19 protein-coding genes and 1 tRNA gene are annotated in these 18,520 nt (G+C 49.4%); 2 read left to right on the plus strand and 18 right to left on the minus strand.

Translation table 11 applies throughout. The features are described 5' to 3' along the window. Positions 1-138: 138 nt before the first annotated feature. From MKZ07_RS23480 to rpsF, 7 genes are all read right to left on the minus strand, one after another. Entirely contained in the window at positions 139-564 is a 426-nt protein-coding gene (locus tag MKZ07_RS23480; protein WP_036699831.1) for a CBS domain-containing protein, read from the minus strand. A gap of 193 nt (positions 565-757) precedes the next feature. Next, entirely contained in the window at positions 758-1,810 is a 1,053-nt protein-coding gene (locus MKZ07_RS23485) for an LCP family protein (protein ID WP_036699832.1), read from the minus strand. A gap of 397 nt (positions 1,811-2,207) precedes the next feature. Beyond that, positions 2,208-3,929 carry an oligopeptide ABC transporter substrate-binding protein gene (gene opp4A / locus MKZ07_RS23490; protein ID WP_341027800.1) on the minus strand — a complete coding sequence of 574 codons (1,722 nt, stop codon included), beginning with the start codon at positions 3,927-3,929 and terminating at the stop codon, positions 2,208-2,210. Positions 3,930-4,159: 230 nt separating this feature from the next. Then, the gene (locus MKZ07_RS23495) at positions 4,160-6,115 is read right to left on the minus strand and encodes an endonuclease MutS2 (RefSeq protein ID WP_341027803.1); all 1,956 of its coding nucleotides are present in this window, start codon (positions 6,113-6,115) and stop codon (positions 4,160-4,162) included. Positions 6,116-6,692: 577 nt separating this feature from the next. Beyond that, complete coding sequence (gene rpsR / locus MKZ07_RS23500) at positions 6,693-6,965, minus strand: 30S ribosomal protein S18 (RefSeq protein WP_036699837.1); 273 nt, start codon at positions 6,963-6,965, stop codon at positions 6,693-6,695. A 21-nt stretch (positions 6,966-6,986) separates the two neighbouring features. Next, positions 6,987-7,502: a single-stranded DNA-binding protein gene (gene ssb / locus MKZ07_RS23505; RefSeq protein ID WP_036699840.1), complete on the minus strand. Its 516-nt coding sequence runs from the start codon at positions 7,500-7,502 to the stop codon at positions 6,987-6,989. 49 nt (positions 7,503-7,551) lie between these two features. Then, positions 7,552-7,836 carry a 30S ribosomal protein S6 gene (gene rpsF / locus MKZ07_RS23510; protein WP_036699842.1) on the minus strand — a complete coding sequence of 95 codons (285 nt, stop codon included), beginning with the start codon at positions 7,834-7,836 and terminating at the stop codon, positions 7,552-7,554. A 247-nt stretch (positions 7,837-8,083) separates the two neighbouring features. Between rpsF and MKZ07_RS23515 the strand changes: the two genes are divergently transcribed. After that, positions 8,084-8,281: a YjzC family protein gene (locus MKZ07_RS23515; protein ID WP_036699845.1), complete on the plus strand. Its 198-nt coding sequence runs from the start codon at positions 8,084-8,086 to the stop codon at positions 8,279-8,281. Between the two features lie 373 nt (positions 8,282-8,654). Here the strand turns inward: MKZ07_RS23515 and MKZ07_RS23520 are convergent. From MKZ07_RS23520 to MKZ07_RS23535, 4 genes are all read right to left on the minus strand, one after another. Next, positions 8,655-8,745 (minus strand) — tRNA-Ser (locus tag MKZ07_RS23520). A 76-nt stretch (positions 8,746-8,821) separates the two neighbouring features. After that, the gene (locus MKZ07_RS23525; protein WP_036699847.1) at positions 8,822-9,034 is read right to left on the minus strand and encodes a DUF951 domain-containing protein; all 213 of its coding nucleotides are present in this window, start codon (positions 9,032-9,034) and stop codon (positions 8,822-8,824) included. Then, the gene (locus MKZ07_RS23530; protein WP_036699850.1) at positions 9,034-10,026 is read right to left on the minus strand and encodes a mechanosensitive ion channel family protein; all 993 of its coding nucleotides are present in this window, start codon (positions 10,024-10,026) and stop codon (positions 9,034-9,036) included. The genes MKZ07_RS23525 and MKZ07_RS23530 overlap by 1 nt, the downstream gene beginning before the upstream one ends. Further along, a complete protein-coding gene (locus MKZ07_RS23535; RefSeq protein ID WP_036699852.1) occupies positions 10,023-10,295 on the minus strand; it encodes a DUF3343 domain-containing protein in 273 nt (90 codons plus the stop codon). The genes MKZ07_RS23530 and MKZ07_RS23535 overlap by 4 nt, the downstream gene beginning before the upstream one ends. Positions 10,296-10,484: 189 nt before the next feature. On the opposite strand from MKZ07_RS23535, the gene yyaC reads away from it, so the two are divergent. Next, positions 10,485-11,093 (plus strand): spore protease YyaC, encoded by a 609-nt coding sequence (yyaC, locus tag MKZ07_RS23540; protein ID WP_036699855.1) that lies wholly within the window; start codon positions 10,485-10,487, stop codon positions 11,091-11,093. Here the strand turns inward: yyaC and MKZ07_RS23545 are convergent. The 7 genes from MKZ07_RS23545 to mnmG form a co-directional block, all read right to left on the minus strand. After that, positions 11,065-11,565: a DUF4446 family protein gene (locus MKZ07_RS23545; protein WP_036699858.1), complete on the minus strand. Its 501-nt coding sequence runs from the start codon at positions 11,563-11,565 to the stop codon at positions 11,065-11,067. The two genes, yyaC and MKZ07_RS23545, sit on opposite strands and share 29 nt — an antisense overlap. A gap of 86 nt (positions 11,566-11,651) precedes the next feature. Then, the gene (locus MKZ07_RS23550; RefSeq protein WP_036699860.1) at positions 11,652-12,815 is read right to left on the minus strand and encodes an aminotransferase class V-fold PLP-dependent enzyme; all 1,164 of its coding nucleotides are present in this window, start codon (positions 12,813-12,815) and stop codon (positions 11,652-11,654) included. 93 nt (positions 12,816-12,908) lie between these two features. Beyond that, positions 12,909-13,751 carry a ParB/RepB/Spo0J family partition protein gene (locus MKZ07_RS23555; RefSeq protein ID WP_036699863.1) on the minus strand — a complete coding sequence of 281 codons (843 nt, stop codon included), beginning with the start codon at positions 13,749-13,751 and terminating at the stop codon, positions 12,909-12,911. Next, on the minus strand, positions 13,744-14,505 hold the full coding sequence (locus tag MKZ07_RS23560; RefSeq protein ID WP_036699865.1) for a ParA family protein: 762 nt from the start codon (positions 14,503-14,505) through the stop codon (positions 13,744-13,746). Before MKZ07_RS23560 ends, MKZ07_RS23555 begins: the two co-directional genes overlap by 8 nt. 214 nt (positions 14,506-14,719) lie before the next feature. Further along, complete coding sequence (noc, locus tag MKZ07_RS23565) at positions 14,720-15,535, minus strand: nucleoid occlusion protein (protein ID WP_036699868.1); 816 nt, start codon at positions 15,533-15,535, stop codon at positions 14,720-14,722. 367 nt (positions 15,536-15,902) lie between these two features. Beyond that, positions 15,903-16,625, minus strand: coding sequence for a 16S rRNA (guanine(527)-N(7))-methyltransferase RsmG (rsmG, locus tag MKZ07_RS23570; protein ID WP_036699870.1), 723 nt, complete (start codon positions 16,623-16,625; stop codon positions 15,903-15,905). A gap of 3 nt (positions 16,626-16,628) precedes the next feature. Beyond that, positions 16,629-18,515, minus strand: coding sequence for a tRNA uridine-5-carboxymethylaminomethyl(34) synthesis enzyme MnmG (gene mnmG / locus MKZ07_RS23575; RefSeq protein WP_341027810.1), 1,887 nt, complete (start codon positions 18,513-18,515; stop codon positions 16,629-16,631). Positions 18,516-18,520: the final 5 nt, after the last annotated feature.

Genomic DNA, 18,520 nt, shown 5'->3' on the forward strand with positions numbered 1-18,520 from the left:
CTCCGGCAAAAAGCATTATTCTCCATTATAGCATAAAAATTTCCGAGCCACACGGACGCCTGCCGCCCCTGAATATCGCCTTCCATCTTTCAAAAAAGGCCCGCATTCCGTTTCGCCGGAAATACAGGCCTTGGTTCCTTATAACGATTCGAGCGATTGCCGTGAGACAAATTTCTCGCAGTATTCAATAATCTGACTCCGGCGTACAATGCCGATGAACCGCTTCATGTCGTCGACCACCGGTACAAAGTTCTGGACCTTGGCCAAATTAATCAGATCTTCCATATCAGCATCAATCGAGACCGCCAGATTGTTCATCCGCAGCGGGACATCCTTAAGCAGAAATTTGGAAGCATTCTCAAAAGTGACCGCGCCGCCCGAATCCTTCATATACCAGAGCAGATCCCCTTCTGTAACCGTTCCGGCATATTCTCCGTTGCGGTTCAGGATCGGCACTGCTGTATAGCGGTGAAACTCCATCCGTTCCAGGGTCTGCCGCAGCGTGGAATCCATGGTAACACATGCGACCTCCTGCTTCGGAAGTAAAAAAAACGCAATATTCATCTCTTGATCCTCCTCAAAGAATTCCGAAGGAATGCTACTTTACCTTCCTTGCACTAAAGCCCACCGTAGTTATACGTCTGCCTACAGCAATAAGTTCCATTCCATTATAGCATGAAGACAGTAAACAGCAGCCATTAACCTTGCGGGAATGGCTGCTGTTTTTATAACGGGTCAAGAATATCCGGTCTGATCCTTACTGTACTGCGGGTGTGGCCGAAGGCTCAAGCGCATTGCCGGCCTTGCCTGGTTCAATCAGCTGGTCAACAGGTGTACTGGGATTCATCCAGTTGTCGATCAGGGCCTTGGCTTTAGTCAGATCCTCTTCGTTCACGATATCGTAATAGATCCCGTCCATCCGTTTGCCTTCGCCCATCACCGTGAAGCTGGAGATATCCATATCCTTGCCGCCCATGAACTTCTTAGCCAGACTGATGATCATTGAGGGCTGAATATCCGTTTTGAAATTGTCGCCCATGATATCCAGCAGTTCAGGGATATTGCCGATCTGGCTGATCGATAACATTTTATTCGCTACGACATCAATAAAGACCTGTTGACGTTTGGTCCGGTTGAAGTCGCTATCCTCACGGTAGCGAGTATAGTTAAGTGCCTCTTCGCCGCTGTAGTTCGACTTATTGGCCTTAATTGTGAATTTCTCATGGTCTTTGCCTTTATTGACAATATCCTTCTTGATCGGGAGCGGCACACCGCCAATGGCATCGACAGCATCCTTCAACCCCTGAAAGTTAATGGTGGCATAATATTGAATATCATGGCCGAGGAGCGCTTCCAGTGTATCCTTGGACATTTGCTGTCCGCCGAACGCATAAGCATGTGTAATTTTATCTTTCTTATTATCCTTGTATCCAATAATTTCAGTGTAGGTATCCCGGGGTACGGAGATCAGCAGAATCTTATAATCCTCCGGCCGGATCACCGCATACATCATGGTATCTGAGCGTGCGGTTTCATTCTTCCGCTGATCTGTACCCAGCAGCATCAGAGAGAACGGATCGTTTTTGAGTGCCACGGGTTCGGCCTTAACGGTTGTCGGATTTTTGGTGGTGTTATTCTCCAGAGGCACAAAGGATTCATCCGTCAGCTTCTTCTCTACCTGATCGGATAAAAAGAGGTCAAAGGCCAGCACAGCAAGCGGCTTCTGGAACAGAAACGCTCCTGCAGCAATCACCAGTACCAGAATGAGCGCAATATATCTTTTCTTTATTTTTTTAAGCTTATTCATCATTTTTGATTCCTTCTTTATGGTGGAATGTACATATTATGAACGTAATCTATTTACAATGGCCGCCTGGGCTTCCAGGGCAGTCATGAGTGGGCTGTTCTAGCTGCTGTACGCCGCCCTGCTTCAGATGGTATTATTCCCCCCTTTCCGGGATTCGGGTCGTTCTAATTGTAGAATAAACCTGGGAAACGGCTTTGACACATAAACAATATTTCTATTGTAATCACTTCACCACTAAAAAGAAACAACAAATAACGACAACTTTGACACTTAGGCCGCTTATATTCCATAAAGTATATGACGCAGCAAATGGCGTTTTGATTCTTTTTCAGGGAAAAAAATAAAAAAAAGACAGTCTGTTCAGCCACTTAACGCAGCAATCCAGACCGTCCTCCACAGTTTATTCAGTATCCTTAATCCACCAGCTCTGCGGATCGATGATATTGCTTAAAGCATTCATTGTTACCCCTTGCAGGCGCTTATTCACCGCAGTAATATCCGAGCGTTCAGCGAAAAAGATCATCGGAACCTCATCATTGATCAGCTTCTGCCATTCATAATAGATTTCCTTCCGGAAGTCCTTATCGTACGCCTTCAGGCTGACTCCTTCCCGGATCAGGTCCTCACTGCGCTTCGAGGTCCACCGGGAGTAATTCCACGAATCCGTAGCCCGCCATAAGCCCGAAGGATCAGGGTCGCTGGCCAGTCCCCACACGCCGTTGAACAGCTCCACTGCCGGATCATCCGACTCCACCGCTTCATAAAAGGCATTCAGCTCCTTCAGGCTTCCTCCGCTGAGCCGCACATCCAGCCCGACATCACGCCAATTCTGAAGAATGGCTGCCGTCCGCGCCTCAGCCGTTTTGCTGCCGCTCATGGCATCATAGTGAATAACGAGCTTCTTGCCGCCGGGATCTTCGCGGAGTCCATCCCCGTCCATATCCAGATACCCGGCCCCATCCAGAAGCTGACCGGCCTTTTCGGGAGAATAAGGGTAGGTATCGATCTCCTCATCTGCGATCTTGGCCCAGCTAGAACTTGGAATAGGCGTCTCGATAAGCGTTCCCAAGCCATAGGAATATTTATTTAGAATCCCTTGCCGGTCAATTGCATAATACATTGCCTTACGCAGGCTCTTATCCTGGAACTTGGGATTATCCATCACCACCTGACCGTCTGTCTCATCCCAGTGTCCAAATTTGAACCCGATATATTCAAACGACATTCCCGGTGTGACCCTAATCTCTACATTATCCAATTGCCCTGCAGCCTCATAGGCATCACGCGGTAAAGCCGCCATATCGACAGTTCCTGCTTCCAGCAGAGCGGTGATATCCTTGCTGTCGATTGCCTTATAAGTAATCCCATCCAGAAGCGCTGCGCCCTTGTAATAATTATCGAACCGTTTCATTTCCACCGTCTGGCCCGGTATAATGCTGCTTACCATGAACGGACCCGTGCCAATTGGCTGCTTGCGCACCTGATCGCTGTCCATCATGTCCTTAACGGCCACTCCCTCGAAATACCGCTTGTTCATGGGGTAGGCCCACAGACTATCAATCACGTTCACCCGTGCTGAATTCATTGTAATGCGCAGCGTATACGGGTCCATCACTTTAAGCCCTGTAATTTCCTTCGCCTGGCCCTGGTGGTACGCTTCTGCTCCCTTGATCATCTCAACGCTATAGTATCGGGAACCCGTATACTCCGGGCTGGCGATAGTTTCCAGGGCAAATTTCCAATCCTCCACCGTCAGCTCATCCCCATTATGCCAGCGGACCCCTGGTTTAATGGTAAATGTGAACACCGTATGATCCTCGGACTCCTGCCAGCTGGCGATATTAGGAGCTGTGGACAAATCATCCTTCACGGTGAACATAGCCTCAGTGGTGAACTCCAGCACATTGGAATCATCTTCTCCTTCGAAGAATGCCGGTTCAAAGATACCTTGAAAAGAGGACGGGTAGCCAAAGGTCACAGTCCCGCCTGTAATGGGTTCATCGGCTGTTTCGCTAAAGCGCGCCACAACATTCTTGACGGCCGGGCTTGGCCCATTGCATGCCGACAATGCCACCAAGAGCGCAAGCGGTAGCATCAGTCTGCCGATGAGTCGGTTTGACATATATTTCTTCCCTCCCGGGTTGGATCACACAGTAATGTAAGCGGTTTCTTCACTAGATTTTACTGTAATGCCTATTATGCAGATTATGGACAATTAATTATTCCACATTATAGAGGATATACAATATTCGCTGTAATGTGAAGTCTTTAATTTATTCCGGGGCAGCCAAGAACCCTTCTGATACTAAAAAAAGCCTGCCCTGACGGGCAGACTTCAGTCACAGCAGCGCCTTAATTTTCCTCTCCCGGATGGATGATGCTCAGGCCCTCCACATGCTTTTTCCGCATCAGCTTACGCTTCTTCCGGGTCTCCTTGCTCTCAAAAATAATATCAAAATCATAATCCTCGGGATACAGCTCCTCCTTGGACAGATAAGGCTTCAACCGCTTATGGTTAATGCTCATCTTCTGCTTCTGAATCATCACTCCGACCCTACCCCGGCTGTCCTTCTTCTCATAGACAATTCCAGTGCGCCCCAGAGAGCTGACATAGACAGCATCCCCTACCGCAAATTCAGGTGCCGGAGCATTCGTCTCCTGTGATGCACTGTCTTCTCCGTCAGCCGTTCTACCCGCTCTTGCGGGTATCTCAGCTTCAGCTGCTTTAGCCCTCTGTGCAGCTCTGATAGCGTCCTTCCACGGGTTGAGGCTGCCTCTGTGTCCCTGCTGCTCTGTCACAAGCTGTTTCGCCCGCTCGATGACGGAATGGATAATACCCAGCTTCTCGGCGATCTGCAGCGCGTAGCTCTCGCCAGCTTCACCAATCGTTAGCTTATACAGCGGCTGCAGAGTATTCTTGTCAAACTCCATGCGCGCATTCTCGAAGCCTGCCGTTGCCGCCGCGAAGGCCTTCAGCTCATTGAAGTGAGTCGTTACCACGATATTAGCCCCCTTTCGGTTCAGCTCCTCCAGAATCGCGATGGACAGCGCGAACCCTTCACCCGGGTCTGTACCGGCAGCCAGCTCATCAATCAGCAGCAGCACGCCTCTGCCAGCATCATAGAGCATTCCTTCAATACTCTTCATCTGTGCCGAGAAGGTGCTTAGGGACTGTGTGAGGCTTTGTCCGTCTCCGATAACGCTTATTACATTGGTGAAGACAGCGAAGTCACTGCCGGGATCAACCGGTACCAGCAGGCCGGACTGTGCCATTAATACGAGCAGACCCAGGGTTTTGAGCACAACCGTCTTACCACCAGTATTCGGCCCGGTTACGATCAGCGATTTATATCCCTGGCCCAACTCCAGACTGACCGGCACCATATCCTTCAGCAGCGGGTGCCGGCCTCCATTCATCCTCACATAGCCGCGTTCGTTCAGCGCAACTGGCCCCGCATCCATTACCCGGGCAACCTTCCCTTTGGCGAAAATAAAGTCATACATACCAGTTACCTCAATATTCAGCCGGATAGCGGCCTGCTCCTGCTCTAACAGCCCTGTCAGCATACTCAGGATTATTCCTTCCTCACGGGTCTCGTCAGCAGTCAGCAGCTCAATCTCTCCCTGTAATGAGGCCACCTCATCCGGCTCCACGAATACCGTCAGCCCGCTGGTAGACTGGTCCAGCACCGAGCCCTTAATTTGCTTGTGATACTCCCGTTTCACCGGGATGACATACCGCCCGCCGCGCATACTGACCAGACTTTCCTGCAAAATGGACTTGTGGCGGTTCATGATACTGTCCAGCTTCCGGTGCAGACGCTCCTTGGCAACCGCCAGCCTTTTGCGGACCCGTTCCAGCCCTTTGCTGGCCTGGTCATCGATGACGCCCAGCCGGATACACCGTTCTATCTCGTCCCGGACCCCATTCAGCTCCTGAAGCGATGCCCCGTATGCGGCGATACGCGGCGCTATCTGCTCCTTGGCGGCCATATACTTCCTGAGCTGCCCGCAGCTGTTCAGAAACAGCAAGACTGCGGTGAAATCCTGCTCATTGTACATATAGCCGGTCCCGAGCAGTGACAGCACCCATTCAATGCCCTCCAGCGAGGGAATCGGCACACTTGCTCCGCGCTCCAGCAGCTCCTTAGCTTCTTGCGCCTCTTCAAGCGCCCTGTGTATCGCTGGCAGATAGATCATCGGCTGAAGCTCTCTGACATACCTTCTTCCCTCATAAGATACCGCATGACGCATCAATTCCTGCTTAATTGTCTCATATTCCAATGTGTGCAGACTCTGCAGATTCAATCTAAGTTCCTCCTTGTATACAAGTATATTTCTTATCCTAATCAACTGCGCATAACGCAAAAAGAGGGCAAAGAACCGCCACCACGGCAGTCTTCGCCCTCTTTTTGTTGCTACTTTTTCTCTTTGCCTCAGAGGCCCGCCCCTTTCGGGAGGACACCTGAAAACAGAAAAAACCGTGCTGCAAGAGCACGGTTAATCACAAAGAGAACAATAGCCGGATCAAGAGGCCATCATGACGCTTCGCGTGTGTTCTTAACTAAATCATTCATTCCAGCAGCCCGCGGTCTAATCAGTCAGAGATGTCGCCAGGACAGACTCTAACAAGACATGCCCCTGGCAAAATCAGAGCATGCGGCGGCTTCAGCCGGAACGATATGAAATTGCTTAGTTAAGAACGCTCACCAACATCAATATTTCCCCTTTAGTTATAGGATACCTGTAATTTACTACATCTGGAATCCATTTGTCAATTATAGGTGAGCAGTTCATCACCCAGGTAATCCCGTTTTTATCGTCCTATAAATTCTATTTAAAAGAAAAAAAGCAGCCGGCATAGCCGGCTGCTTCATAAAACGTCCTATTCTGTTGTGTAAGGCAGCAGCGCGATTTGACGCGAGCGCTTTACAGCAATAGTCAGAGCGCGTTGGTATTTTGCACTTGTACCAGTTACACGACGCGGCAAAATCTTTCCGCGTTCGCTGATGAACTTCTTAAGAAGCTCAGTGTCTTTATAATCAATGTGAGTAATCTTGTTCACAGTGAAATAGCACACTTTTTTACGCTTGTTGCGTCCACCACGACGTGCCGGTCTTTTGTCGTTGTCCGCACCTTCTCTTGGTTTGAAAGCCATGTTCAGTTCAGTCCTTCCTTATTAAAATGGCAAATCATCGTCCGATATATCGATCGGTTTTCCATCGCCCGAAAAAGGATCTTGGGTATTGTTGTTACGCGAGAAATTATTGTTACTTCCATTTCCGCGAGCACTGTTCCCGCCGTTACCGCCGCCACCGAAGGCTGGCTCTTCAGGCATACTTCCACCACTTGATGCATTTCCGCCTTCACGGCTCTGCGCGGATTCCAGGAAACGGACATTATCGGCAATAACTTCAGTAACGTATACACGTTTGCCTTCGTTATTCTCGTAATTCCGTACTTGGATGCGTCCTTCCACGGCTGCCAGTCTTCCTTTGCGCAAGTAATTGGCACAGGTCTCAGCCAGCTGTCTCCAGGTTACTACCGGGATAAAGTCCGCTTCGCGTTCACCGTTCTGGCCCGTAAAGTTACGGTCTACGGCAAGCGTAAACTGTGTTACGGCAACACCAGCAGGAGTATAACGAAGTTCCGGGTCACGGGTCAACCGACCGATCAGAATGATACGGTTCAACAATTAGGTCCCCTCCTTAATAGCGCGATTCGTTACAAAGCTTGTCAATATCTTAGGCAACGTCGTTCGTAATGAGATAACGAATTACTTCGTCAGAAATCTTCATGATACGCTCAAGTTCAGTAACTACTGCAGGTTCTGCACTGAAGTTAACCAAAACAAAAACGCCATCACGATGTTTCTTGATCTCATACGCAAGACGGCGTTTACCTTGCACGTCGTGCTTTGTAATTTCTCCGCCGTTGGAGATGATGCCTTGGAATTTTTCGACTGCTGCTTGAACGGCTTCTTGTTCAATGTCAGGACGAATAATGTACATGACTTCATATTTGCGCATAATTTTCACCTCCTTATGGTCTGCGGCCCCTGATCAGGTCAGGAGCAAGGAACGAGCACAAACATAGACTCGCACCAAATCAATATACCAAACCCAGCAGAGGATTGCAAGTTTTATTAATACGTACCAGATGCTGGAGCCCAAGAAAAAACTGTTGCCGGATTCCGTAAGAACCCTAGAGTAATCCCTCAACGTCAGGGCCACAATATAACAGCTTCATCATTCGATAACAGGAGGTTATTCACCAATGGGCGAACAGACTGAGTATGAAAAGGGCGACAAAGCCCCCAACCCGGGCGTTTACACCGAAGTAGGCGAAGCGCGGAGCTTCCACACGGAGATTCAGAATCCGAAGCGGATCACAATGGAGAAAGGCGACACCTTCCCGGAGACCACCAACCAGAACCGCAAGTGGAAAAAGGTCGAGAAAGCCCGTGTCCATTAATTTCAGCAGCCAGGTATAAAACACTAAAGACTGCACATACTATACCCAGGCAGTACAAAAGAGAGGTGTGGTTCCGTTGAACGTCGAAGACGAACACGATCACAGGGATTCTGAATTCAGCAGCTATCGTACCCGGGGAGAGTGAAGCTGGCTCTGTAAAAAGGAGTAACAGCTTTGGCATTACCCTATCGCAGTAGTAGCTATAGACAGAGATATCCGAACGTCATTGATGTACTGCCTCTGGAAGAGAGACCTGCGAAGGTCTCTCTTTTTGCGTTCTCTCTATATAAGGCTGAACAATGAAGCATTTAGACACAAAAAAGCCCCCGTATCAGAACGGAGGTCTCATCATTTAAGAATATAATTGCTGAAGTGGCGGAGAGGGTGGGATTCGAACCCACGCACGCTGTGACACGCCTAACTGATTTCGAGTCAGCCCCCTTGGGCCTCTTGGGTACCTCTCCGCAGCAAGAATTATCATATCATGCCAAGCTCACAATTGCAAGCGTTATTCATTTACGCTTCGCTTCCTGCGCCAGCTTAATCATTCACTGCTCCACTATCCGCTGAATGTAGGACCTTCTTGAGATTCTTCTCGAATTTGGCGCGGGGAATGAGGACGCTGTGCTGACATCCGGTGCACTTAATCCGGATATCCATTCCCATACGGATGATCTCCATCTCGTTCGTTCCGCACGGGTGCTGCTTCTTCATCTGCACAATATCACCCAGCCCGAATACCTTGCGTTCCATTACTCTTCCCCCTCCTCTGCCTCTTGCGCAGCTGCCATCTGCCTTCTTGGGCTGGCCTCCTGCTCCTCACGGGCTCTGCGGGCTGCCTCTCTCTCCGCCTGCTCAAGCGCCTCCTGTTCGGCCTTAGCGGCCTCCAGGGCGCTCTGTTTCTCCAGAGCATGCTTGATATCATTCTGAATCTGCCGTTCGGCGGCATCTCTGGCATTAGGCAGGCAATTCGCCGCTATGCGGATGACATACTCAGAGGTGCTCATCGACTGAATTCCCAGAATATTAGGGTAGGCAATGACACTGGAGCTGCGTTCCTCGATGCCCTGAAGCGCCTCGCCGATTAGGGACAGAGTGGCTTCGAGCCCGCGTTCGATTTTGACCGGAACATCAACTACAGCAAGTGCATTCGCCAGCGAATAATTCGTCACATTAACAATCGTGCCGTTAGGAATGATGTGTACCTCGCCCGTAGCACTTACCAGTCTGGTCGTTCTCAGGCCAATCATCTCTACCGTTCCCTTATAAGTCCCGCTCTGGATAACATCCCCGACTGCAAACTGATCCTCAAAAATAATAAAGAAGCCCGTAATCACATCTTTGACTAAACTTTGTGCGCCGAACCCTATAGCGAGCCCGACTACCCCTGCTCCGGCAAGCAGCGGCTTCAGATCGAAGTTGAACTCCGACAGAACCAGCAGAATCATGGTGAAGTTACAGAAGAAGGTAACCACATTCTTCATCAGTCCGCCAACTGTAGAGAAGCGCCGGTTATTGACTAATGCCCTCCCCCTCGTCTCCCGCTCAAGAGACCGGTCAATCACATTGGAGACCACTTTGATAATCACCCGGGTCAGAATGAAAATTAGCAGAATCCGTATCCCGGCAAACAGCACCGCGGCCCACATATCCGCATTGCTTAGCCAGTCCCATACCTTATCCTTGAAGCGCGCAGCTTCCTCGAGGGCTTCTCCGCTTGTTGTCTCGAGCAGCCAGTTATTCATCTAACCCCTCCTTCTTCCCCTACCTCTATATAACCGTCTCCCTCAGCAGCTTTGGCATAGATCCCGCGGATCTCTATACTTTGCTCTGCTACAATGACCCGCACCTCTTCCAGTGCACTCCGGGAGAATTGAATCGACATCGCACAGCCGGCAGTGATCTCCTTGGGCGTAGGGAAGATATCGATTTCAATCTCCGCATATTCAAGCAGCATCTCGGCGCGCAGCGCCTGCTGGGTCGAATCAAACGCTATCAGCAGTTCCTCCTCCACACTCCACGCCTCCCCTGGGCTATTGGTCCTATCTATTGCCGCCATAGTATAAAAAACCACTTCCATCCATATACTAGGATCATCAGAACACGCTCCCGCGGACGTAAGCCTTGCATAATCAGCAGCCTGACCGCTTATTCAGCTGATTTTCCCGTGATTTGCAGTCGCTGCCTCAGAAAGGACGATTATATGAATTTCTCTTCCAAAGCTCCACCACTACAAGAACCATCTTGTTTAAAAATATCACATGCCGACCCCAATATCTATTCTGCCATTACCCACCGTCTGCTGTTCCACTTTTCGCGCACCCGTCCAGATACGCCCATTGTCATTATCTGCGTGGGCACAGACCGCTCGACCGGCGATTCACTTGGCCCCCTGGTCGGCACGACACTGGCCCGCTTCCACAGTCCGCTGTTCCATCTCTACGGAACGCTGGAGGAGCCGGTACATGCCATTAACCTGGAAGAGACAGTTAACCTTGTGTACCAAAAGCATGCCAACCCGTTCATCATCGCCATTGACGCCTGCCTCGGCCAGTCCACTAGCGTTGGCTGCATCCAGGTGGTTGAAGGTCCGCTGCGTCCCGGCGCAGGGGTCAACAAGCAGCTTCCCCCTGTTGGCGATATCCATTTGACCGGCATCGTTAATGTGGGAGGATTCATGGAATACTTCGTATTGCAAAACACCAGATTAAGCCTGGTGATGCGCTTGTCGGATATTATTTCATCCAGCCTGTACTCTGCCTTGAAGCAGTGGAACCTGCATGCTAGATCTGCTGCAACGCGAGAGCAATAACTTCCTTCTCCTCCGGTGACAGAGCATAAGGGGACTCTCCCTTTTCAATCGGCTTTGCATAGATATATGAGTTCTCGCGGTTGTGCAGACTGCTCAGCACAATTCCGCTATGGTTGTCATCCAGAATGGCAAGCGAGAAGCTCAGGTCATTACCTCGTTCTCCAAAAGCATTATAGCGCTTCATGGCCACCTTCGACTTCATGCCGCGCATTTTGGTATGTGCCGCTTCAAGCAGCGCCTTCTGCTCCTGCTGAGTCTCCTCCAGCATGTCCCCCTGATTCTTCAGGTTGACCAGCAGATTCTCCAGATCCTCGATTCCATTCCCGCTCATCATGGCTTCATACCGGCTGCGCATTTTACGAAGCTTGGCACCCTGGACGAGCATCAGAATGGCCATCAATATGATTACCCCGGCAAAGCTCATGATGAATGCCGATAAATACTCGTTTATGATTTCATTTAACTCCGACATGTTGAATCACCCTTTATACAAAAATAAGAATTCCCACGCTGCAACGATACCGACCTGTATAATCCACCTGAATCCTTATTCACTTATTAGCTTGAGTGTGATACGCCATACATTTCCTCCATGGCTAACAGCAGCCGCTGAACATCCGCTTCCGTGGAGCTTACTCCCACGCTCGCCCTTACCGCTCCGCTATCCAGAGTGTCCGCTGCTTGATGGGCCAGCGGTGTACAGTGCATTCCTGCCCGTACGGCAATCTGGTATTCGCGGTCCAGCCGGTGGGCAATATGCGCCGACTCCTGCCCCTCTACAACAAAAGCCACAATCCCACTACGCGGAGCGCCTGGCGCTGGACCCAAAACCCGCATGCCCGGAATAGCAGCTAGACCCTCCATCAAGAGCTGTGTCAGCTTCCATTCCTGCATATGAATCTGTTCCACTCCCAGTGCCTTAACCGCCTTCACGCCAGCCAGCAGACCGGCTATTCCAACGGCATTCTGTGTCCCTGCCTCATAACGGTCCGGACGAACATTGGGCTGCTCGCTATTCTCCGACTGGCTGCCAGTCCCTCCATGCATCAGCGGCTCCAGATCCAGCCCAGGAGAGATATACAGCCCCCCGGTCCCTTGTGGACCGAGCAGCCCTTTATGTCCCGGAAATGCCAGCAGATCAATATTCATGGCCGCCACGTCAATAGTAAGCGCCCCTGCACTCTGAGCTGCATCAACCAGGAATACAGCCCCATGCGATTTCACAACATCGCCGATATCCCCAATCGGCAGAATACTCCCCAGCAGATTGGAGCTATGATTGCAGATCACCATTCGGGTGTTAGGACGCAGAGATCGCTGAAGCTCCTGAAGGTTGATTTGGCCCTCGCGGTCTGCCTGTATATAATCGACTTCAATCCCGATGCTCCGGCGCAAATACTCCAAGGGTCTGCGCACAGAGTTATGCTCCGTCATCGTTGACACGACATGATCTCCTGGTTGAAGTGTACCCTTAATAGCCATATTTAGCCCCATAGTTGTATTATGAGTGAACGCAATATCCTGGGCATTCGCTATACCAAACAACTCTGCCAACAGCATTCGTGCACGAACCAATACCCGCCCCGTACCGATAGCCAGTGAGTGGTTGCCCCGCCCAGCATTAGCCCCTGACAGCTCCAAGGCCTCCACCATTGCTGCAGCCACCTCCGGTGGCTTGGGCCACGAAGTGGCTGCGTGATCGAGATATACCAGTTTCTCCATCTTCCACCCTCCTTCTTTTCGATTTAAAAAACATACCCCTCCATATCCGTATTAAGGATATCTCAGGATATGTCTTCGGTACAAATATCCAAATCAGTTCCCCAGCAACTCCAGTAATCTTTCCAAGTCTTGGGCACTGTAATAGTTTAATTCGATTTTCCCTTTTTCCTTGCCTTGTTTGATTTTGACCGTTGTTTTGAACCGCTCCCGTAATACTTCCTCTACATTGTCAATATAAGGATCGCGCTTAACGACCTTGGCCTTGATCCCGTTAGCAGGTTTGCGGTCGAGATTTTTAACTACCTCTTCCAGTTCTCTAACGCTCCACTGAAGCTCTACACATTGTGCAGCCAATTGCTTAATGACCTCTGGATCTTTCAGAGCCACAATTGCCCGGGCATGTCCCATCGAAATTGTTCCACGTGAAACATAATCCTTTACTTCTTCCGGCAAGCTAAGCAGCCGCAAAAAGTTGGCGATATGCGATCTGGACTTTCCGACTTTAAGAGAAAGCTCTTCCTGTGTCAGTGAGAATTGATCCATCAGCCCTTGATAAGCAACTGCTATTTCCATCGCGTTAAGATTCTCACGCTGCAAGTTCTCTATAAGGGCAATCTCCATTACCTGCTGATCGCTGAGGCTGCGGACCACTGCCGGAATCGTAGCTTTACCACAATATTGCGAGGCCCGGAATCTGCGTTCCCCGGCAATAATCTCATACCCTTTCAACACACTGCGAACAATGATCGGCTGGATCACTCCATGCTGCCGTATGGATTCTGCAAGCTCCTGGATAGCCTCTTCATTGAAATCCTTGCGCGGCTGATAAGGATTGGCTCTGAGCTGCGTTAATGGAATCTCTAATACCTTATCGTCTTCGTTGATCGACAGAGAAGGTATTAATGCATCCAAGCCTTTCCCTAAGCGCTTACTCATAAGAGATCACTTCCTTTGCCAACTCTAAATATACTTCCGCTCCCTTGGAACGGGAGTCGTAGGTAATAATTGACTGCCCGTGTGAAGGGGCTTCACTTAAGCGTACATTACGCGGAATAATCGTTTGGTATACCTTTTCTTGGAAATATTTCTTCACTTCTTCAATCACCTGAATTCCCAGGTTGGTCCGGGCATCCAGCATCGTGAGCAATACTCCCTCTATTTTGAGATGCGGATTAAGATTCTTCTGAACCAGTCTTACAGTATTGAGCAACTGGCTTAATCCTTCAAGCGCATAATATTCGCATTGTATAGGGATAATCACTGAGTCTGCAGCCGTTAGAGAGTTAATGGTAAGAATCCCTAATGATGGAGGACAATCTATGATGATGTAATCATAATTCGCCTTAACTGCATTCAGCGCCTTCTTCAGCTTCAGTTCCCGCGATATCGTAGAGACCAGCTCGATCTCTGCTCCTGCCAGCTGAATGGTTGCCGGAATAATATGAAGGCCTTCAATCCGGGTCTCCTGAATCGTTTCCTGTGGATCCACTTCATTAATAAGAATATCATAAATGCAATTCTCTACATCCGCTTTGTTGACGCCAACGCCGCTCGTAGTGTTGCCTTGCGGATCAATATCAACAAGCAGCACTCTCTTCCCCAGAGTAGCCATGCTGGCACCCAGGTTCACAGAGGTTGTTGTTTTACCTACCCCGCCTTTTTGATTTGCTATGGCAATAATCTTGGACACTTATTTCACCTCGAATTGTTTAGAAAGAATCATCTTGTAGTTCATAGTTGTTAACGGCATAATAATCTTGATCTACGGCATCACTTTTGCGGAGATGTAGATAAATAACAATTAGACAACAACTTATCCTTAGAGTGTATATGTGATAACGTTCGAAGCTAGTCATAGAAAAGGCGGCCAACACCTCAGGGCCGCCTTCAGCTTTTGTTTCCATTTATCGTTTTGGAATTTGGATCACAATCTCATAATGATCTCCGCGGTCATTCTCGGAGGTCTTAATCTCCATTCCTGAACCGGTCACCATGTCTATAGATTGCCGAATTGTATTAAGAGCGAGACGAACATCTTTGGTATAGGAGGTCCGTTTTGATTTTTTGGTCTGAGTAACAGCCTTGTAGAAGGCGATACGTGCTTCCGTTTGTTTTACATTTAATTCCTTTGAAATAATCTCTGCCAGAACCTTAAGCTGCATCTCCTCCGTGTCCAGCGACAAGAGTGAGCGTGCATGGCGCTCGGTGATTTTTCTTTCCATTAATGCCGTCTTGACCTGTTCAGGCAAATTCAGCAAGCGGATTTTGTTGGCAATGGTGGATTGGCTTTTACCAAGCCGCTGAGCCAGACTCTCCTGGGTCAATTGATGCAAGTCAATCAGCTTCTGATACGCGATCGCCTCTTCAATAGAGGTTAAGCCCTCACGCTGCAAGTTCTCTATCAGTGCGATGGACGCAGCCTGTGAATCATTGAATTCGCGGACAAGCGCCGGAATGGTGTCCAAGCCCAGCTTTTTAACCGCCCGCCAGCGTCTTTCGCCTGCAATAATCTCATACTGGGAATCACGCATACGCACAACGATGGGCTGGATTACTCCATGAGTTTTGATAGTCTGACACAACTCTTCTATCTTCTCATCATCAAAAATAGTCCGTGGCTGATAAGGACTGCTGATGACCTCATGAACTGGGATTTGTTTGACTTCTTCTCCGCTGCTCCGCTCAGTAAATCCAAAAAGCTTGGTGAATTGTTCTTTCATTCCGTTCATAACCACCTAATTTCGTTATAGTACGATCTTCTTAACCTTTCCTGCGAAAAGCTTATCGTACAGCGTAAGAAAAGTATCCATAAGTAATTCTTAGCCACTTCTCTTAAAGACGGCCTAGCATTCATTCTGATCACATCTATTAAAAGTCTTACTATATTATTCTATCACTTTTCCACTAATAATCCTATTCTCCATAATGACCTATTTTTCCTGCAAACCCACCCGAATTGACCCAGCTTTCCACGAAACAACCCCAAACATATAAATTCTTATCTATCAAAAAAAGATCAAGCTCACATTCGCATGAGCTTGATCCAGTATAACAGAAGACTGTCAAATGTTGTTTCACGTGAAACAATTAGATGAGCGGTGATTTCGCAGGTACGCCCGGCTTACGCGGATACTTGGAGGGGGTGGCCCCAGTCTTACGTACAAGAATAATATGCCGGGAAGATTCTTCCACTGGCAGACTGAAGGATTCTACCTTATGCAGTTCAGCACGCAGTTCCTTGAAGCTGCGCTTGGCTTCTTGCAATTCCTCCGTCGGATCACTCCCCTTCATGGCAGCGAAGATGCCGTCCTTGCGGGTGAACGGCAGACAGAATTCATTCAGAAGCGATAAGCGCGCCACCGCACGGGCAGTGACTACATCATAAGCATCCCGGTGAACAAACTGTCTGGCGACATCCTCTGCCCGGCCGTGAATAAGCTTTACACCCTTCAACCCCAGGGTATCACAGACATGCTGCAAGAAAGTGATCCGTTTGCTAAGTGAATCCACAATCGTCAGCTTGAGATCAGGGAAGCATATTTTTAGCGGAATTCCAGGGAACCCTGCCCCTGATCCGATATCAGCAAGACTCTTCGTCTCCTGCATATTCACGTAGAAGGCTAAAGATAAAGAATCATAGAAGTGCTTAGTATATACCTGGCTCCGTTCTGTGATTCCGGTTAGATTCATCTTCTCATTCCAGGAAATCAGCTCCTGATAATAGAGTTCAAATTGTTCAAGCTGCTTCATTGAGAGTTCCAGCCCATGCTCCTTGAGCAGGGAGGTGAACTCGGCTACCGTTGTATCCATAAATTATCCTTTCGCCGCTGTTACACGGTTGTAGTGCTCCAGATAGACCAGCAGGATTGAGATATCTGCCGGGGTAACGCCTCCGATACGCGAAGCCTGCCCAATGGAGATTGGAGCGATTTTGGTCAGCTTTTGCCGTGCCTCCATCGCCAGTCCATGAATCTCATTATAGTTGATATCGTCAGGGATCTTCTTCTGCTCCATCTTCTGCAGCTTCTCCACATGCAGGAGCTGTTTCTCAATATAGCCGGCATACTTAATCTGGATCTCCACCTGCTCCTTCATCTCTTCATCCAGTTCTTCTGGAGAAGGAGAGATGATATCCACGAAGCTGTAGGCGATCTCAGGGCGGCGCATTATGGTCAGCAGGTTGCTTCCGTCAACAATTGGTGCAGATCCATAACTGGCTAGAGCTTCATTCACTTGAATCGGCTTAACCTTCGTCTCCTGCAGACGGATAATCTCACGGTCGACCCGGCCTTTCTTATCAAGGAAGGCTTCATAGCGCTGCTCTGTAATCAGCCCAATGTCATAGCCGATTGGTGTCAGGCGGAGATCCGCATTATCATGACGGAGCAGCAGCCTGTATTCCGCGCGGGAAGTCAGCAGGCGATAAGGTTCATTCGTTCCCTTAGTGACAAGATCATCGATTAGAACGCCAATATAGCCCTGCGAACGGTCCAGCACCACTGGCTCTTTCTCCTGTACTTTACGCGCTGCATTGATTCCGGCAATTACACCTTGCCCTGCCGCTTCCTCATAACCAGAGGTTCCGTTGATTTGTCCTGCAGTGAATAGTCCTGGCAGACGTTTGGTTTCCAGAGATGGCCAGAGCTGCGTAGGAACCATGGAATCATATTCAATGGCATAGCCGTTGCGCATCATCTCTACCTTCTCCATGCCGGGAATAGATCGCAGGACCGCCAGCTGCACATCCTCAGGAAGGCTTGTCGACAGACCCTGTACATAGTATTCCGATGTATTTTTACCTTCCGGCTCCAGGAAGATCTGATGCTGTGATTTATCACTGAACCGGACAACCTTATCTTCAATGGAAGGGCAATAACGCGGACCCGTTCCTTCAATAATACCCGTGAACATCGGTGCCCGGTGCAGATTGTCATTAATAATCTGGTGGGTAACCGGAGAGGTGTAGGTCAGCCAGCAAGGCAACTGCTCATTATCCGAGGATTTGGTTTCAAAAGAGAAGAATTTCAGCTTCTCATCGCCCGGCTGGATTTCTGTCTTGGAGAAATCAATCGAATCCTTGTGGACACGCGGTGGCGTTCCGGTCTTGAAGCGGACCAAATCGAACCCCAGTTCGCGTAGATTCTCGGACAGGCGTACGGACGGCTGCTGATTATTTGGTCCGCTCTCATATGTCAGCTCACCCATAATCACTTTGCCGCGCAGATAGGTCCCTGTAGTTAGAATAACGGTCTTACTGTGATATACCGTCCCTGTCTTCGTCACCACTCCGGCGCAGCGTCCATCCTCCACGATCAGCTCCTCTACCATCCCCTGGCGCAGTGTCAGGTTAGCAGTCTTCTCCATCGTTTCTTTCATCGCATGCTGATAGAGGAACTTGTCTGCTTGTGCACGCAGGGCATGAACTGCAGGTCCCTTGCCTGTATTAAGCATTCGCAGCTGAATGAAGGTCTTATCTATATTGCGGCCCATTTCTCCGCCCAGTGCATCGATTTCACGCACCACATGGCCCTTGGCGGGTCCGCCAATCGAAGGATTACATGGCATGAAGGCCACCATATCCAGGTTAATTGTGATCATCAGTGTGCGGCAGCCCATCCGTGCAGCAGCCAGAGCTGCTTCGCAGCCGGCATGACCGGCGCCGATGACGATAACATCATAGCTGCCTCCATCATAATTCATAACGG

This window comes from Paenibacillus sp. FSL P4-0338 (genome assembly GCF_038002365.1).
Lineage (GTDB): Bacteria > Bacillota > Bacilli > Paenibacillales > Paenibacillaceae > Paenibacillus_AQ.

Excerpts from the sequence above, each read along its gene's own strand:
- MKZ07_RS23515 (WP_036699845.1), top strand. The coding sequence starts at position 8,084 with ATGGGCGAACAGACTGAGTATGAAAAGGGCGACAAAGCCCCCAACCCG.
- MKZ07_RS23550 (WP_036699860.1), bottom strand. The coding sequence starts at position 12,815 with ATGGAGAAACTGGTATATCTCGATCACGCAGCCACTTCGTGGCCCAAG.
- MKZ07_RS23545 (WP_036699858.1), bottom strand. The coding sequence starts at position 11,565 with ATGTCGGAGTTAAATGAAATCATAAACGAGTATTTATCGGCATTCATC.
- MKZ07_RS23555 (WP_036699863.1), bottom strand. The coding sequence starts at position 13,751 with ATGAGTAAGCGCTTAGGGAAAGGCTTGGATGCATTAATACCTTCTCTG.
- MKZ07_RS23485 (WP_036699832.1), bottom strand. The coding sequence starts at position 1,810 with ATGATGAATAAGCTTAAAAAAATAAAGAAAAGATATATTGCGCTCATT.
- rsmG (WP_036699870.1), bottom strand. The coding sequence starts at position 16,625 with ATGGATACAACGGTAGCCGAGTTCACCTCCCTGCTCAAGGAGCATGGG.
- mnmG (WP_341027810.1), bottom strand. The coding sequence starts at position 18,515 with ATGAATTATGATGGAGGCAGCTATGATGTTATCGTCATCGGCGCCGGT.
- noc (WP_036699868.1), bottom strand. The coding sequence starts at position 15,535 with ATGAAAGAACAATTCACCAAGCTTTTTGGATTTACTGAGCGGAGCAGC.
- MKZ07_RS23530 (WP_036699850.1), bottom strand. The coding sequence starts at position 10,026 with ATGAATAACTGGCTGCTCGAGACAACAAGCGGAGAAGCCCTCGAGGAA.
- MKZ07_RS23480 (WP_036699831.1), bottom strand. The coding sequence starts at position 564 with ATGAATATTGCGTTTTTTTTACTTCCGAAGCAGGAGGTCGCATGTGTT.
- rpsF (WP_036699842.1), bottom strand. The coding sequence starts at position 7,836 with ATGCGCAAATATGAAGTCATGTACATTATTCGTCCTGACATTGAACAA.
- rpsR (WP_036699837.1), bottom strand. The coding sequence starts at position 6,965 with ATGGCTTTCAAACCAAGAGAAGGTGCGGACAACGACAAAAGACCGGCA.
- MKZ07_RS23525 (WP_036699847.1), bottom strand. The coding sequence starts at position 9,034 with ATGGAACGCAAGGTATTCGGGCTGGGTGATATTGTGCAGATGAAGAAG.
- opp4A (WP_341027800.1), bottom strand. The coding sequence starts at position 3,929 with ATGTCAAACCGACTCATCGGCAGACTGATGCTACCGCTTGCGCTCTTG.
- yyaC (WP_036699855.1), top strand. The coding sequence starts at position 10,485 with ATGAATTTCTCTTCCAAAGCTCCACCACTACAAGAACCATCTTGTTTA.